Origin of the sequence: Candidatus Magnetominusculus dajiuhuensis (genome assembly GCF_046044395.1) — a bacterium.
In the GTDB taxonomy this organism is placed as follows: Bacteria; Nitrospirota; Thermodesulfovibrionia; order Thermodesulfovibrionales; family Magnetobacteriaceae; genus Magnetominusculus; species Magnetominusculus dajiuhuensis.
This window is the reverse complement of the sequence record NZ_JBJUSG010000028.1, coordinates 1-15,397: the sequence shown is the minus strand read 5'-3', so window position 1 is coordinate 15,397 and position 15,397 is coordinate 1. Positions and strand designations below refer to the sequence as shown.

The following is a 15,397-nucleotide window of genomic DNA, read 5'->3' as shown; positions in this document are numbered from 1 at the left end:
ATTTACGCCGTGGGGGATTTTCAGCTTATAACGGGGTTTACCCCTAAGGGCGACCAGCCGGCGGCCATAGCAACGCTCACCACCGGTGCCGCAAAGCCGGGGCATCAGGTGCTTTTAGGTGTAACAGGTTCAGGAAAAACCTTTACAATAGCCAACGTCATAGCCAATTTAGGATTACCCACGCTTGTCATCGCTCATAATAAGACCCTCGCCGCCCAGCTTTATGGAGAGTTCAGGGAGCTGTTTCCACAAAACTCTGTCGAGTACTTTGTCAGCTACTACGATTACTATCAGCCAGAGGCCTATATCCCTAAGACCGACACGTATATTGCGAAGGACGCCATGATAAACGAGGACATAGACAGGCTAAGGCATTCAGCAACAATGGCCGTTCTTGAGCGGCGCGACACAATTGTGGTGGCCTCTGTGTCGTGTATCTACGGCATCGGCTCGCCTGAGGACTATATGGGTATGCACCTTGTGATAAAAGAGGGCGACTCAATTAAGAGGGACACCCTTTTGGAACAGCTCACAGCGCTTCAGTATGAGCGGCGGGAGAGGGAATTTAAGCGCGGCTCTATCAGGGTACGCGGCGATATAGTCGAGGTGTTTCCGGCCTTTTCGATGGACAAGGGGATTAGGGTAGAGTTTTTTGGCGATGACATTGACGCCATCTATGAGTTTGACCACATTACTGGGCTAAGGCTAAAGCGCCTGAAGACGGTGGCCATCTATCCACGTTCACACTGGATAACACCGAGGGCCAGAATTGACGGCGCCCTTTCAGGGATTAAGAGGGAGATGCGCGCACAGGTTGAATATTTTCTCAGGCAGGGCAAACCCGCCGAGGCGCAGCGCATAGAGCAACGCACCATGTTTGACCTGGAGATGCTGAAGGAGTTCGGTTTTTGCAACGGGATAGAAAACTACTCGCGCCATCTAAGCGGGCGGGCGCCGGGTGAGCCGCCATATACGCTTATAGACTACTTCCCCGATGACCTGTTAATCGTCATAGACGAATCCCACGTAACCATCCCGCAGATAGGCGGCATGTATGAGGGCGACAGGGCCAGAAAACAAACCCTCATCAACTATGGCTTCAGGCTCCCTTCCGCACTGGATAACAGGCCGCTAAGATTTAACGAGTTTGAGGCACGCATAAAGGCGGCCATATATGTGTCGGCAACACCGGGCAAGTATGAACTCAACAAGGCAGGCGGCAATATAGTAGAGCAAATCATCAGGCCGACGGGCCTTTTAGACCCCGAGATGTTCGTACGTCCAGTCAGTGGCCAGGTGGATGATTTGATAAGAGAAATCCGGCTCGTAACTGGCAGAAAAGAGCGCGTACTAGTTACAACGCTGACAAAGAAGATGGCCGAGGACCTCTCGGAGTACTACAATGAGCTGGGCATAAGGACACGCTACCTGCACTCAGACATAGACACGCTTGACAGGGTAAAAATACTTCAGGACTTGCGCATGGGTGTGTTTGACTGTCTGGTCGGGGTAAACCTGCTGAGAGAGGGGCTGGATTTACCTGAGGTATCTCTTGTTGCGATATTTGACGCCGACAAGGAGGGATTTTTGAGGTCAGAGAAATCCCTGATTCAAACGGCGGGACGCGGTGCCAGAAACGTAAACAGCAAGGTGCTGCTCTATGCCGACACAATAACAGGTTCTATGCGCCGCGCAATGGACGAGACCACGCGCCGCCGTATAAAGCAGCTCCAGTATAACGAAGAAATGGGGATAACCCCTGAGACTGTAATCAACAATATAAAAAACATCCTTGCAACCATATACGAGGCCGACTACTGGACAGTGCCGATAGAGGATGAGATAGAAATGGTTGATGTCTTTGACGAGGACAAATTAAAGGCGCTGGAGCTGGAAATGAAAGAAGCGGCACAGAAGCTGGACTTCGAACGCGCGGCCACTATCAGAGACAAGATAAAGGCAATACGGGAAAAGGCGCTTGCCGTTGGGATGGGATAATTTTCATCAAAGATTATTTTTATCGAAAAATTATAATAAATCATGTTCATTTAGGTGGCAATATTTGTATAATACCGGAGTCAGAAATTATGCCATGTGGAATTTATTAAATGTCAGTGAAGTTAACTCTGGCAGAGGGTTCTCTGGATTCCTGCTTTCGCAGGAATGACACATCCATGTGTTCATCTGCCTGTGTAGTCGGCAGTAGCGGGCATAATGGCAGGCGCAGCGCATAATGACATATCCATGTGTTCATCTGCCCTATGTAGTCTGTTGCCGTATGTAGTCTGTCATTCCTGCGAAAGCAGGAATCCAGTTTTCTTATGGAGTTATTTAACAGAATCGGCCATTTTCACTATCAAAGGAGAGCATATTGAAGATAAGTTTAGTATCACCGTACAGTTCTCTGTATAACGCCGGCCTGAGGTCAATATCGGCGGTGCTTAAAAACGCTGGATTTGACACCAGAATGATATTTCTTCCCATGCCCTCAACCGAATCGGGATGGAATATATCGCCTTTTTGTCATATCAGCTATCCTGAAAGCCTGCTTGAAAGGCTCAGGGTGATGACCGCTGACTCCTCAATAATTGGGATTACACTCATGGATAACTACATGCGAGCGGGGGCGGAGTTGTCGAAGGCACTGAAGCGGGCAGATAATTTTGTCATATTTGGGGGTGTGTTTCCGACCTTAAACCCGTTGAAGGCGCTTGAATTCGCCGACGCGGCCTGCATAGGGGACGGTGAGTACGCGATGCTTGAACTTGTAAGACAGATTGAGGCGGGTAGCGCGCCCAGTGCGATTAAAAATATATATTTTCGCGGCCAGGGCTATCCGGAACTTGACTCTATACATGATATTTCCTCGTTGCCCCTTCCCGATTACGGCCCTGAGGGCCACTACGTTTACGTTGAACACCTGGATGAGATAATACCGATGCGTTCTTTTGAGGATTATAAACCATTCATGGCATTCCGGCCAGAAACCAACCGTGATAACACTGTTTACATATACAGGATGGAGACGGCGCGGGGCTGCCCGGACAACTGCACCTACTGCGCCAACAATGTATTAAAAAAAGTTCAATCCCCAAAGGTACGCTTCAAAAGCATTGAAAAAATAGAGGAGGAGATTCTCTGGGTAAAAGAACATTTCCCCTTTGTAAATGAATTATCTATTGAGGACGATTCATTTTTTGCGAGGAAGGATGTTTGGGAGACCGCTAATCTTCTCAAAAAGTATGGGCTGCCCTTTAAGAGCCTGTTTACTCCGGTCTATTTTACAGAAGAGCTGACCGCACACCTCATTGCGTGCGGGATGATAGCGTGTCAGATCGGCCTGCAAAGCCGGGCGCCCAACATGGAGACGATCTACCGCCGCGTGGCAATCAATAAAAACATTGACGAGGTCTTAAAGTTTTTCTCTCTACGGCATCCCAATTATCCCCTTATCATTGATTTAATCGTTGACAATCCATGGGAAACGCCGGAGGATACCTTATTTACAATTAATTATTTATTAGACCATATGCCCCGCAACGCCATGATAGGGGTCAGTTCGCTGGTTTTCTATAATGGAACCGCGCTCTGTAACAAGGCCGTTGAGGAAAACCTCCTTGACACATCCACAGATTACCAGTTGAAGACGTGGCATTGGCACAGGCAAAACAGGATTCACTATACGACGATGCTGTTGGTTATGCTCAAGCTGCGGCTTCCACGCGGCTTGATAAGGGCGCTTGCCTCTAAACCCGTGGTGTCGTTACTCGAAAAGAAGTTCGTAACAGATAAGCTGATTCCCTGTGCCGTCAGGACAATAAAGAGACTGTATAAGAAGATAAAAGGCAGGATCGCAGACAAATACTGACGCGCGGTGTTGCCTGTTACAGCAACACCGCGCCCAGCCAAGTGCCCTAACCACTGTCGTACGCCCTAACCCCTATTGGACGATAACACTGACAGTGGCCTGGGTATTGTTCTTGTCGGTAACGGTAATGGAAGTAGTACCTTTGGCAACGCCGGTTATTGTGGCAGCGCCGTTGGCTATACTTACCGTCGCTATTTTCGTGTTTCCAGATGTTGCCGCATATGGCACAGTACCACCGCTGACGGACACTGATGCCGATTTGCCGACAAGGACGCTAACGCTGCTTTGGCTGACTGCCAAAGATGGAGTCACTGTAACGGTGATAGCAGCCTGAGTGTTGTTCTTGTCGGTAACGTAAATAGTGGTAATACCTGTGGTAACGCCGGTTATTGAGAGAGTGCCGCCGCTGATGCTTAGTGTCGCTATTTTCAGACTTGTTGATGCCGCATATGGGGCAGTACCGCCGCTGATAGACACGGTTGCCGTCTTGCCGGCAATGACGCTGACGCTGCTTTGGCTTACCACTACAGGGGTATTTACGGTAACGCTGATAGAGACCTTTGTATTGTTCGTGTCGGTAACGGTAATAGTGGCCGTGCCAGCGGCAACGCCGGTTATGCTAATAGTGCCGCCGTTGAGGCTTACTGTGGCCGTCTTCGTGTTCGAAGACGATACCGTGTATGCGCCGCTGCCGCCGCTTACTGCCGCTGTTGCTGACTTGCCGGTTACGACGCTGAGGCTGGCCTGGTCTACCGCTAATGGCGCCGTTACGGTGACGCCTATGGAGGCTACGCCGTTGTTCTTGTCGAGTATAGTAATAGAGACTACGCCTGTGGCAACTCCGGTAACAGTAACTGTGCTGCCCGTGAGGCTTACGGTTGCTGTCTTCGTGTTTCCAGAGGTTACCGTATAGGCAGGTGAGCCGCCGCTGATGGTTGCGGTAGCTGAGGTGCCCGCTGGCAGCCTGATACTCATTGGGCTGACCGATAAGGGGGCGGTCACGGTAACATTTATAACCGCCGAGGTGTTGTTTTTGTCAACAACGGTGATAGCTGACGTACCGGCGGAGTATCCGATTACGGTCAGTGAGCTGCCGGTGAGGCTTGCCGATGCCGCTTGTGAAGAGATGTTTGTTACTTTATATGGGGCAGTGCCGCCGCTGACAGTGGCCGTTGCCGTGGTGCCTGCCGCAACAGTGACGCTGGCAGGGCTGATTGACAGAGGGGCAGTTACGCTAACGCTGATTGCCGCTGTGAAACCGTTCTTATCGGTAACGGTAACGGTGGCGGTACCCGCCGCAACGCCGGTTATGGTAACGGTGCTGCCGCTTATTGACGCCGTAGCCACACCCGCGCTTGAAGACATTACCGAATATGCCGCCGTGCCGCCGCTGATAGATGCTGTTGCCGACTTTCCGGTTATGACACTAATGCTGGCCGGGCTTACTACTAAGGGGGCAGTTACGGTTACGCTGATAGTTGCGGTTAAACCGTTCTTATCGGTAACGGTAATGGTGGCGGTACCCGCCGCAACGCCGGTTATGGTAACGGTGCTGCCGCTTATTGACGCCGTAGCCACACCCGCGCTTGAAGACGATACCGCATATGCCGCCGTGCCGCCGCTGATAGATGCTGTTGCCGATTTGCCAGACGCAACGATAACGCCGGATGGGCTTACCGCTAAGGGGGCAATTACGGTTACGATGATTGATGTGGTTAAGCCGTTCTTATCTGTAACGGTAATGGTGGCGGTACCTGCCGCAACGCCGGTTATGGTAACGGTGCTGCCGCTGATTGATGCCGTTGCCACGCCAGTGTTTGAAGACATTACCGCATATGCCGCCGTGCCGCCGCTGATAGCCGCAGTTGCCGTCTTTCCGGTTATGACACTAACGCTGGCCGGGCTTACTACTAAGGGGGCAACCACGGTAACGCTGGTGGTTGCTGTTGTGTTATTCTTATCGGTAACGGTAATGGTAGCCGTGCCTGCCGCAACTCCGTTAATGGTAACGGTACTGCCGCTTACTGATGCCGTTGCTACGCCCGCGCTTGAAGACGATACCGCATATGCCGCCACGCCGCCGCTTATGGTTACTGAACCTGTCTTGCCTGCCGCAACAACAATGCTGGTAGGGCTTACCGCTAATGGGGCGGTCACGGATGTGCTGATTGTCGCGGTTAAGCTGTTATTGTCGGTAACGGTTATTGTGGTTGAGCCAGCCGCAACGCCGGTTATGGTAACGGTGCTGCCGCTTATTGACGCCGTTGCCGCTGCCGCACTTGAAGACGATACCTTATAAGGGGCGGTGCCGCCGCTGACAGATGCAGACGCCGACTTGCCGGTTATTATATTAACGCTGGCAGGGCTTACCGCTAATGGGGCGGTTACGGTTGCGGATACGGTCTTGCTGCTGCCGGCGTTATCTTTTACGGTGATAGTTGTTGCGCCGGTGGCAACGCCTGTGATAGTAACCGTTGTGCCGTTTACGGATGCTGTTGCGATTTGGGCGCTGCCGGAGGTGGCTGTGTACGGGGCCTGCCCGCCTGAGATAGTAACTGTGCCTGTCTTTCCAGATGCTATTGTCAGGGTAGACGGGGACACCGCCAGAGGGGCGGGGGTAGGTGTAGGCGAGGGCTGCGGGTATGCTATTGTAGTCGCGCCGAATCCCACTACGCCTGTAACCTGCGAGTATGCTATCCTGAAGTAGCCGTTTTCACCAAAGTATTGGCTCCATGAATTCTTTACGATAAAATACTGCTGCGCGTCGTTGTAGCCAACTAGTAAAACTGCATGGCCACCTTCATAAGGGCCGCTTACGTAACTGTATATACCGCCGGTATAGAAAAAGAAATCATAATAAACCGCCATAGACACTACTAATGGGCCGTATGTGTTGAGGGCGGTTCTTAACATATCAACGGTAGTAGCGGAGGTTGAAACCAGCTTCCACGAGTTTATTGTGTCTGCTGAGGAGACGCGGCTTCCACAAGCGCTTGAGCAGGAGCCATTAGTTCCCGTATATGCGTAGCAAGACTCCACTGGTTCACCCGTGTTGCGTAAAAAGTCAGAGGCATAGGTGAGATAGCCACCGGCACAACTGCCAGCGCCGCTGCATGACAGCATCACCTGCTCAGACAAATCCAGGTCCTTGCCCGGTGTATTATTCTTTATCAATGTATAGGATTCTAATGCAGCCGTTGTGGAAAATGCCCAGCATGAGCCGCAGTCTCCCTGATCTTTAACAGAAGTAACCCAATTGCCGTTATTGTTTCTCCAGTCAAGGCTTGCCGGCAGGGTTGTCCCCTTAGGTAATGGGGCATAAGAAATTTTTGATGTGTCGCCATAATCGGCTTCAATAAGTCCTAAGCGGTTTTGCCTTTGTTGTGATGTCAGCGCTGAAAAAGATGTCTCGCTTGCCTGCCATTTTGCTCCGGCTGCCTCAATCGCGGAGTTTAACGAGGATGACCTTAGACTCTCACCCGCATACACTACACCCATTAACGCGCAAATCGAAAGAATCACGAACCCTGCTACTAAAAATGTCTTTTTCATGTTATCCCCCTTCATGTTTTTTTAATTTTCTACATCCTTGATTTTAGGATAACAGATAGATTGGCCGTGAGTATGTCATTTGAATTACATAGGCTATGTAATCCTGATTACAAAAAAGGAAAGTTTTCTGATAGCCGGAGCACTGAAGCCGCCAACGAGCGGCAGCCCAAACGCGATAGATAAAACGTGGCGAAATTTACGGGGTGAAGGGGGGGTTACCCCCCCTTCGTCGTTAATCCTTTATATTATTTTGAGCTGTGAAGCGCGTTGGCGATGACATTGGCATAGGCGGTCAGGATATTCTCCTCCGATGCGTCATACTTGTGGCCGTCTTTCACGTAGATATTCATTACACCGAGTAGAGCGCCCTCGGCGAGAATCGGTACGCAGTAGTGTCCATGCGGAATATCGTCTTGCATGAGCGGATGGCGCTTGTCCATTTTATCCGAGAAGACTACCTCTTGTTTAGCGGCCGCAAGCCCGCACAGGCACTGCCCAACCGCTACGGTGGGACAATCGGAGTTACTCAAAGACGCCTTCAATGTAAGCGCATTAGGGTCGTTCTCTACGAGATATATGCAGCCACGTGTCTGTAAAAACATGCGGGGAATTGACACTATCATCTCAAGCGCCCGATGTAATTTCTTCTCTAACGCTATAGGCTCCAAAAATAGGCTGAGCATCTGGTTCATTATCTGTAGTTTCATCTCCATCCTGTGTTTATACAGGGCCATGCTGATAGTGATAATCAAGTCCCTCTGCGTAAAGGGTTTGACTATGTAGCCGTGCGGTTCGGTTACCTTAGCACGATGCAGGGTGATTAGGTCCGTGTGGGCGGTAAGGTATATTATGGGGACGTTCTGGTGCTTCTCGATTTCCATGGAGGCCTCTATGCCGTCCATCTTCCCGTCTAACGTGATGTCCATAAGTATCATGTCAGGCGTCAGCTCAGCGGCCTTTTGTATCGCGTCCTCGCCGCTTGAGGCGATGCCGACAACCCCGTGTCCCAGTTTTTTCAGCTTTGCCTCTATGTCGCGCGCGGTGATTATCTCGTCCTCAACTACGAGGATGTTTATCCCGGATGTCATTGCCCCTTCAAGCATATTAGCCGTCTGTTCCATTATATCCCCCTATGATTTCTGAGCATAAAACTCCATGTGGTATTTTGTCCCATTATTGGTATCAATGTCAATAGTACCCTTCAATTTCCTTGTAATCAAATCATTTACCAACTGAAGGCCAAGGGATCTGGTCGTCTTAAAATTTATTCCCGCTGGGCATCCGACGCCGTTGTCACCGACGCTAAAGGCGTATTTACCGTTTTCATGCCGGGCAAAACTTACCCTGATGACGCCATCGTGGCGGTTTGGAAAGGCATATTTTATTGAATTGGTAATCAGCTCGTTGATAATCAGGCCGCAGGGGATGGCTATGTCTATGTCTATGTCAAGGTCAGGGTCTATGTCAACCTTCAAGGCCACGCTGCTTATGTAATGCTCATAGGTGGCGTATAGCTCGGCCATAAGGTCTTGTATGTACTCGGAGAAATTCAACTTTGACATGTTGGTTGATTTATAGAGTTTATCGTGAATGAGGGCCATTGCCCTGATACGGGTTTGCGTGTCCTTAAAGATATTGAGCAGGTAGTTGTCGGTAATGGTCTCCGACTGGAGGCTGATGAGGCTGGAGATAATCTGGAGATTGTTCTTTACCCTGTGGTGGACCTCCTTAAGGAGCATGTTGAGGTCTTTGACGGTTGTGCCCATGCGGTCTTCTATCAGATTGCGTCTGGAGAGTTCAATCTGCAGTTGTTCGTACTTATCAGTCAGCTCTTTGTCTTGGGCTAAACCGTCCTCCTTTCTTATTTCCATACATTCTGACATATCCTCGCAGGTGATGAACACGGCTGAGATGCTACCGCTGCTGTTTAAGATAGTATCGCATTTCAGGCGGACATAGAGCACGTCATCGGCGCTGAATTTTATAGTGAGGTCGGCTGAGTATTTCTCCAGCCTGACGAGATTCTCCGGTATGTATAAATCTGCCAATACGGGGAAAATATCTCTGGCATTCCTGCCGGTAATCGGGGCATTGCCCAGGCACAGAAGTTTGTTGACGCATGAGTTGGCGTAGATAATCGTCCCTTCGGGGTCGCCAATGGCAAAACCAATGTCGAGGTTGTCAATGAGGCCCTTGAGCATAGTAAGCTCTTGTCTTGCGTGCAGGTCGGTGGCGTCTCTGAAGGCGATAACCGCCAGGACTGTCCCTCTGATTTCCAGCGGCGTCATCTTAATCTTACAGAATATCTCCCGTTGTTGTTTGTCCAGTGCCATGACGTAGATGTTTCTATTGCTCAGGTAGTCAATGTTTTTGGTTATATGGCCGATGTATTTTGAGAGTGTGTGGTGGTATTTCTCTTGTATAATAGACGTTAGCAGACTTTGTCCTATCACGTCGGCGGCCTTATATAGAAATATTTTTTCGGCCTCCTTATTCCAGAACAAGATGTTAAAATCTTTATCTACTATTACGAAGGCGTCCGTGATGGAATTTGCCATTACGGCAAACATGTTCTCACGTTCATTAATCAGGCGGCTTTGGCGCAGCGAATGCCTGATAAAGCCCTTTAGTTCGGCGCCTTTAAGCGGCTTCCATAAGAAATATTGCTCCATATCACCAACGCTTCCATGGGTTGCCAGCACGGCAATTGAGACGTTGTCATTTTCTGAAATTCCCAGTTCCCCGATGAATGAAGGGCTAATTGACTCGGCATCAACAATAACTACGGGCGGCCTTGTCTTGCGGTATATCGCAAGGCCTTCCACGGCACTATCAGAGGACAGTGTCTCGCATCCAATCTCCGCCGCGGCCTTGCTAATGAATTCGACAATTTCTTTGTCGGCGCTCACAACAAGCAGCACATCTTTCACAGCGGGGGCAGAGGGTTTGTGAAGGTCAACGAAAAACTCTAAAAGACCAATGTTCATGGGATAGATTGTAACATATATTGGCGTGATTATAAAAGCAAAAGGATTAACGACGAAGGGGGGGTAACCCCCCCTTCACCCCATAAATCTCGCCACGTTGTATCCTTTGAATTCCGGCTGCCGCCGCCAAGACGGGGGATTATCCCCTCGCTGGCGGCTTCAGAACTCCGACTGTTGTGACGATAAAATGACGCCTCCCCCCTGTCTGTCATTCCCGTGAAAACGGGAATCCAGAATGATGCAGATACGGAGAGTCTCAGTATTTTACAACTAACTACTTAATCTATATGGGTTTTTTCATGGGAATTCCAAAAATAGCCGGGGTACAAGAATATCTCATGGCTTGACTTCGCAACTGGCATGGTATTTGCTTTAAACATAGCATGTTTGGACGAATAGAAAATAGGTTGACAGAGGAACTACAGAGTGCCGGAGGGGCTCAGACGGCCACCGCAAGGTCTCGAAGCACCGCAAACGGCAGTTTCAAGGCCGTTTTACAGAATGTCGTGGCAGGTGACAGGAGAAAGCAGGCCACATCGCCAGCCCCTGCATCAAGCGACCCCGTGATGAGCGCTATGGATACGTATTTATCGGTAGACAAAATAGACGATACGAATTTATTTCCTGAAAGTGGGAATGTATTTCCCAGTACCGGATTTAAAACAGATATGTCGGCTATAACCTCAGACAGAAACAGTTCATTAAGACAAATGTCGGACGAGGGAAGATTACACGGTACGTCCGGTAGATGGAATTCCAACGCAATGGCGTCAAATAAGCCGCACAACGGGCGGTCTTACAAACAGGCGTCGTATAGCGCTGATGCCTCATCAGGTGATGACGCGGTTGCGTCTTCGTCAGCAAATCTTGATAAATACGATAGTTATATAAAAGAATCAGCTTCTAACTATGGATTAGATCCCGCTTTGATAAAGGCGGTAATAGTTGCCGAAAGTGGTGGCAACGCCAGCGCTCGCTCAAGGTCAGGCGCCAAAGGACTGATGCAGTTGATGCCGTCAACAGCGGCAGGACTTGGTGTTACTAACAGCTATGACCCAAGACAAAACATCGCCGGTGGGAGCCGCTACCTGCGTCAACTACTCGATAAGTACGATGGCAATGTACACCAGGCCCTCGCCGCATACAACTGGGGTATGGGCAATCTGGACAGAAGACCCGACAAAATGCCGCAGCAAACAAAGAACTATGTCGCCAAAGTAGAGGGTTACTATCGCGGCTACTCTGAAAACTCCACAATGGTGTAGTGTAGCGGCGGCGGCCATAATTCCACGGCAGCAATATTTTTTACATTAACCTGTCGAATATTTATATAATCAATGGATGTGGCCACGTTTAAGTAGCAGACTGTTTATACAAGTGTTGCCGGTATTGCTTTTACCACTTATGGCCTATGCCGCCCAGTGGGATTTCCCTCCTGACAACGACAAGCACTGGGTTGACACATATGGTGAGATATCAACATCACTCGTCTTTGGCGATATACGTGGAGACGGCAAAACCGAGATCGTCTTCGGCACGAAAAAGGGCTATATCGTTGCCATTAACTCAAACGGCAAGAGGCCCCACGCTATTAAAATCGGCGAATCCATTAAGGCAGACCCTATACTTCTTGACACTAAAAAATCAGGCGCCGCCGATATTCTGGCCTTCGCAAAGCTGGCAGACTATGACAAGACGGCGGAAAAAAGTGTTTTCGCGGTCATAGATGGCCGCACGTTTACAAAGAGAACTGAGGTTACAATCCCCGGCAGCATTGTATCAAGGCCGGCCATTGCCGACTTCGATAACGATGGAAATGTTGATGTACTTATCGCGGCCAGAGGGCTTTTTCTGATTGACGGCGAGGGCTTAGCTAATAAGGCACCTTTAGATGTCTATCAGTTTGATGTAAACGGCACTACATACTCATCTGCCGTCGTAGAAGATTTAAACGACGACGGTATTTATGATTTTATTATACCTTTCACCTATAAAGACAAATACTTCTTACAGGTGTTTCTCTCCACATCAAACGATTTTGTATTCGACCAGGTAACCCTTCCCCTTGTGAATGAACTGCGGGTTGCCCCTACGCTGATAAAAGGCCCTGAATCAAAGGACGCCATCACGTGGCGGCTCATCTGCCCTTCGTACAACAAGACCGTAGATTTCTATACGCTTACCGTGACCGCTGGCAAGACATTGTCTATTAAACCGGACATTATCTATAAGGGCCTTCAATATGGCTTTATGAATCAGCTCCCGGCCTTCTGTGCCAACGGCTCTGATTGTTCTTTATATCTAAATATCATAGAGACCAACTCGGTTTGGAAAATCAGTGCGGGGAACTTCGCTAAGACACCCGTTGCCGACGGGGTCAGGCTCTATGACCAAATACCGCTATACATCAGGAAATCAGAAAATGGCCAGTACATCCCCATGGTTTTATCTCAGGACAATAATACGCTTTATGGAATCGAAGACGCCGGGAAGAGCAAGCTCGCCGAATTCAGCACACCCATACCGCAGTTAGATAAACTATACCTCTTCCCTGTTGGCAGAGGACAGTTTGCCCTGACCGGCATAACCAGCATAACGGGCGATAACCGGATTTTCTTTACGTCTGCCCCCGCAATCAAACTGTCCCTGCAAAATCCAAACATGCCGGACTATTTTAACCAGGGGGTACTGCCACCGCCGCATATGCAATACCTGCTTACGGAACTAAAGAACTCCCTTCAGTCGCACAATGACGACAGGGCAGATGTACTCATGTCCATGGCCGGAGAGTTATATCCCGGTGATCAATATTTTCGGCAGACAATCAAGGCATTTAAACAAACAATCAAACAAGAGGCGACGCTTTTATCGAGTTTAACCGCCGTTAAAAGAGATATAATGGAGATGGTATCTTTGTATGACTATCCGGCGCTGATTCAGTTCGTCCTGCATAGAGATGTGGAGAAAAAATTAGATTATGTACTGAAACAAGACCCTGAATTTTTGGAAGAGCCGGGTGTTGCGGTTTTTTACAACAAGGTTCAGATGGTTCGTGCCGTTATCAATGCCTTTATACCTGTGGCAACGGGGATATTCGTATTAACTGTCATCATATTAGTCGTGTTTAACTACCCGCTGTTATTGAGGCTTTTTTATTGGCTGTTTTTTGGGTGGAGGGAAAAAGGCAAATGGAAGAAAGTGATTGCCGCCCACCCTGCACCCGGGGCTGTCACAGAGTACCTGAATAATGTCGGCCTTCTCTCTAACCCGCCTACTCAGGCGTGGGATTTCAAATTCAGAATCCTGCTTGCAAAGATGATAAGAAGAGGTACGATGGAATGGCTTGATATACTGCGCCAGTACGAGAGCAACGTGATAGGTGGCGTTGAGCTTAGTGACCGTGAGAGGCGGAGGTTTTATAGGTATATACTTGTTCTGTACAGGCGAATATTCTATTTAAGGCTTGCCAAAGTGAGCCTGTTCGGTTGGCTTGTTTTTCAGCTCAGGCATCTCTTCCAAAGGGACTACTACGACGTTCAAACGAACGACGGCGCACTTTGTGCGCTGAAATTTGAACTGGCGAGGGTGTTCCTCAATCTCAACGAGTTTAAACCGGCCTTTAACTATTTGCACAGGTTTATTTTATCGAAACATGAGGACGGCTGCGGCACAGGTGAGATGGATGTGTTGGACAGGTTGCCTGAGCATAAAATCGAGACCTATTTTTTAAATTTCGATAAGCATTTTTTCAGCCGAGTGAGGCAGATAGGAGATCAGATTGGGATATTGACGGCATACAGACGCAAGCAGCTTCAGCCAAGGGTTGACCAGTTAATAAACAAGCGTCTCAAGGACTGTCTGGCGCGAAGGGGATTTCCAATGGTAGTGGTTTCCGATTACGTGGCAATGGGGTTAGTCAGGGACCACGGCATGTTTGTCTCACTAAGTGCGTACAATCAAGAGAGGAAGACGGAAGTGATGCTGAGGTGCATTCCTATTAAAAACAATCATATCAATATAGCCGACGACCCGGTCTTTAAAGCACTGCCTGATGGTTTTACGAGGATACAGAATGTGCACAGGAGCCAGAAATGGATAGTGCAGGTGGAACCGCTCATAAGGGCGTCATCGTTGAGAACACTGTGCAGGGCTGGGATAGCGCCGCACAAGGCGAAGGACATCCTCACGGCCATTGTTGTGCTTTTGAGTGCGGCGCGGCCACTTCGGTTCATACCCAACCTACACCCATCGCACGTATTTTGGGATGATGGGAAGGTGCTGCTTGCCGGCAACGGGCTGTCTAAGCTCAATATAGATAAGGAATTTATTCGTAAGAATTCGAAATACAGGGCGGCGTTCAGGACAGATTGGTTTGTGACGCCCGAGTTTTGCGTCAATCCATCGCGAGAAAAGACATTAGACAGCGACGATGTTGTAGAAAAGACAATAGTCTATTACTTGGGCCTGTTGACATATTGGATGCTTGAGGGGAGGTTTCCAATCAGCGGAGGTGCGGCGGTAACTCCTATTAAGCTGACAAAGTTCGCAGCGGCTGAGAGACTGATAAATGCGGCCCTTGCCCCTGTTGAAAACAGGATACGCATATATGAGTTCAAAGACATAATGCGGGACATAAGCTGGGGCTGGGATTAATTCTAATTCTATTTCATTCCATTTCTATTTCATATGGGTAGAGTAATATCTAACAGTCTGTCATTCCTGCGAAAGCAGGAATCCAGTTATTTTAAGCATGGAACAACATAATAATAAATGGAAGCTCCGATGAATAATGTAATTTATTAAAAAATATCATCACACAGTAAAACGGTGTTTCTGGATTCCTGCTTTCGCAGGAATGACAGATTTTATAATCTACGCCTAACGCCAAGACATTTCTAACTGAACTTTCGCACTAAGGAATAGTGAATTTACCCTTAGTCCGTCATTCCGGCTTGTCCGGAATCGTGCGCCTGTGAGTGTGCATAGTCAG

General features: G+C 49.0%; 7 protein-coding genes. 4 read left to right on the top strand and 3 right to left on the bottom strand.

All coding sequences use genetic code 11. The features are described from left to right. Positions 1-9 precede the first annotated feature (9 nt). A complete protein-coding gene (uvrB, locus tag AB7D94_RS05735) occupies positions 10-1,998 on the top strand; it encodes an excinuclease ABC subunit UvrB (protein ID WP_420264777.1) in 1,989 nt (662 codons plus the stop codon). A gap of 373 nt (positions 1,999-2,371) precedes the next feature. Beyond that, a complete protein-coding gene (locus AB7D94_RS05730) occupies positions 2,372-3,868 on the top strand; it encodes a B12-binding domain-containing radical SAM protein (protein ID WP_420264776.1) in 1,497 nt (498 codons plus the stop codon). Between the two features lie 72 nt (positions 3,869-3,940). Here AB7D94_RS05730 and AB7D94_RS05725 read toward each other — a convergent pair whose 3' ends face one another. From AB7D94_RS05725 to AB7D94_RS05715, 3 genes are all read right to left on the bottom strand, one after another. Then, on the bottom strand, positions 3,941-7,420 hold the full coding sequence (locus tag AB7D94_RS05725) for a C1 family peptidase (protein ID WP_420264775.1): 3,480 nt from the start codon (positions 7,418-7,420) through the stop codon (positions 3,941-3,943). Between the two features lie 245 nt (positions 7,421-7,665). Continuing rightward, a complete protein-coding gene (locus tag AB7D94_RS05720) occupies positions 7,666-8,541 on the bottom strand; it encodes a response regulator (RefSeq protein ID WP_420264774.1) in 876 nt (291 codons plus the stop codon). Between the two features lie 9 nt (positions 8,542-8,550). Next, positions 8,551-10,407 carry a histidine kinase dimerization/phosphoacceptor domain -containing protein gene (locus AB7D94_RS05715; RefSeq protein WP_420264773.1) on the bottom strand — a complete coding sequence of 619 codons (1,857 nt, stop codon included), beginning with the start codon at positions 10,405-10,407 and terminating at the stop codon, positions 8,551-8,553. Between the two features lie 407 nt (positions 10,408-10,814). On the opposite strand from AB7D94_RS05715, the gene AB7D94_RS05710 reads away from it, so the two are divergent. Both AB7D94_RS05710 and AB7D94_RS05705 read left to right on the top strand, forming a co-directional pair. After that, on the top strand, positions 10,815-11,672 hold the full coding sequence (locus AB7D94_RS05710) for a lytic transglycosylase domain-containing protein (RefSeq protein WP_420264772.1): 858 nt from the start codon (positions 10,815-10,817) through the stop codon (positions 11,670-11,672). 124 nt (positions 11,673-11,796) lie between these two features. Next, positions 11,797-15,060 (top strand): FG-GAP repeat domain-containing protein, encoded by a 3,264-nt coding sequence (locus AB7D94_RS05705; RefSeq protein ID WP_420264771.1) that lies wholly within the window; start codon positions 11,797-11,799, stop codon positions 15,058-15,060. The last annotated feature ends 337 nt before the right edge of the window (positions 15,061-15,397 follow it).

Bases quoted from the DNA above. Each gene is read 5' to 3' on its own strand.
- AB7D94_RS05725 (WP_420264775.1), bottom strand. From the start codon at position 7,420: ATGAAAAAGACATTTTTAGTAGCAGGGTTCGTGATTCTTTCGATTTGC.
- AB7D94_RS05720 (WP_420264774.1), bottom strand. From the start codon at position 8,541: ATGGAACAGACGGCTAATATGCTTGAAGGGGCAATGACATCCGGGATA.
- AB7D94_RS05715 (WP_420264773.1), bottom strand. From the start codon at position 10,407: ATGAACATTGGTCTTTTAGAGTTTTTCGTTGACCTTCACAAACCCTCT.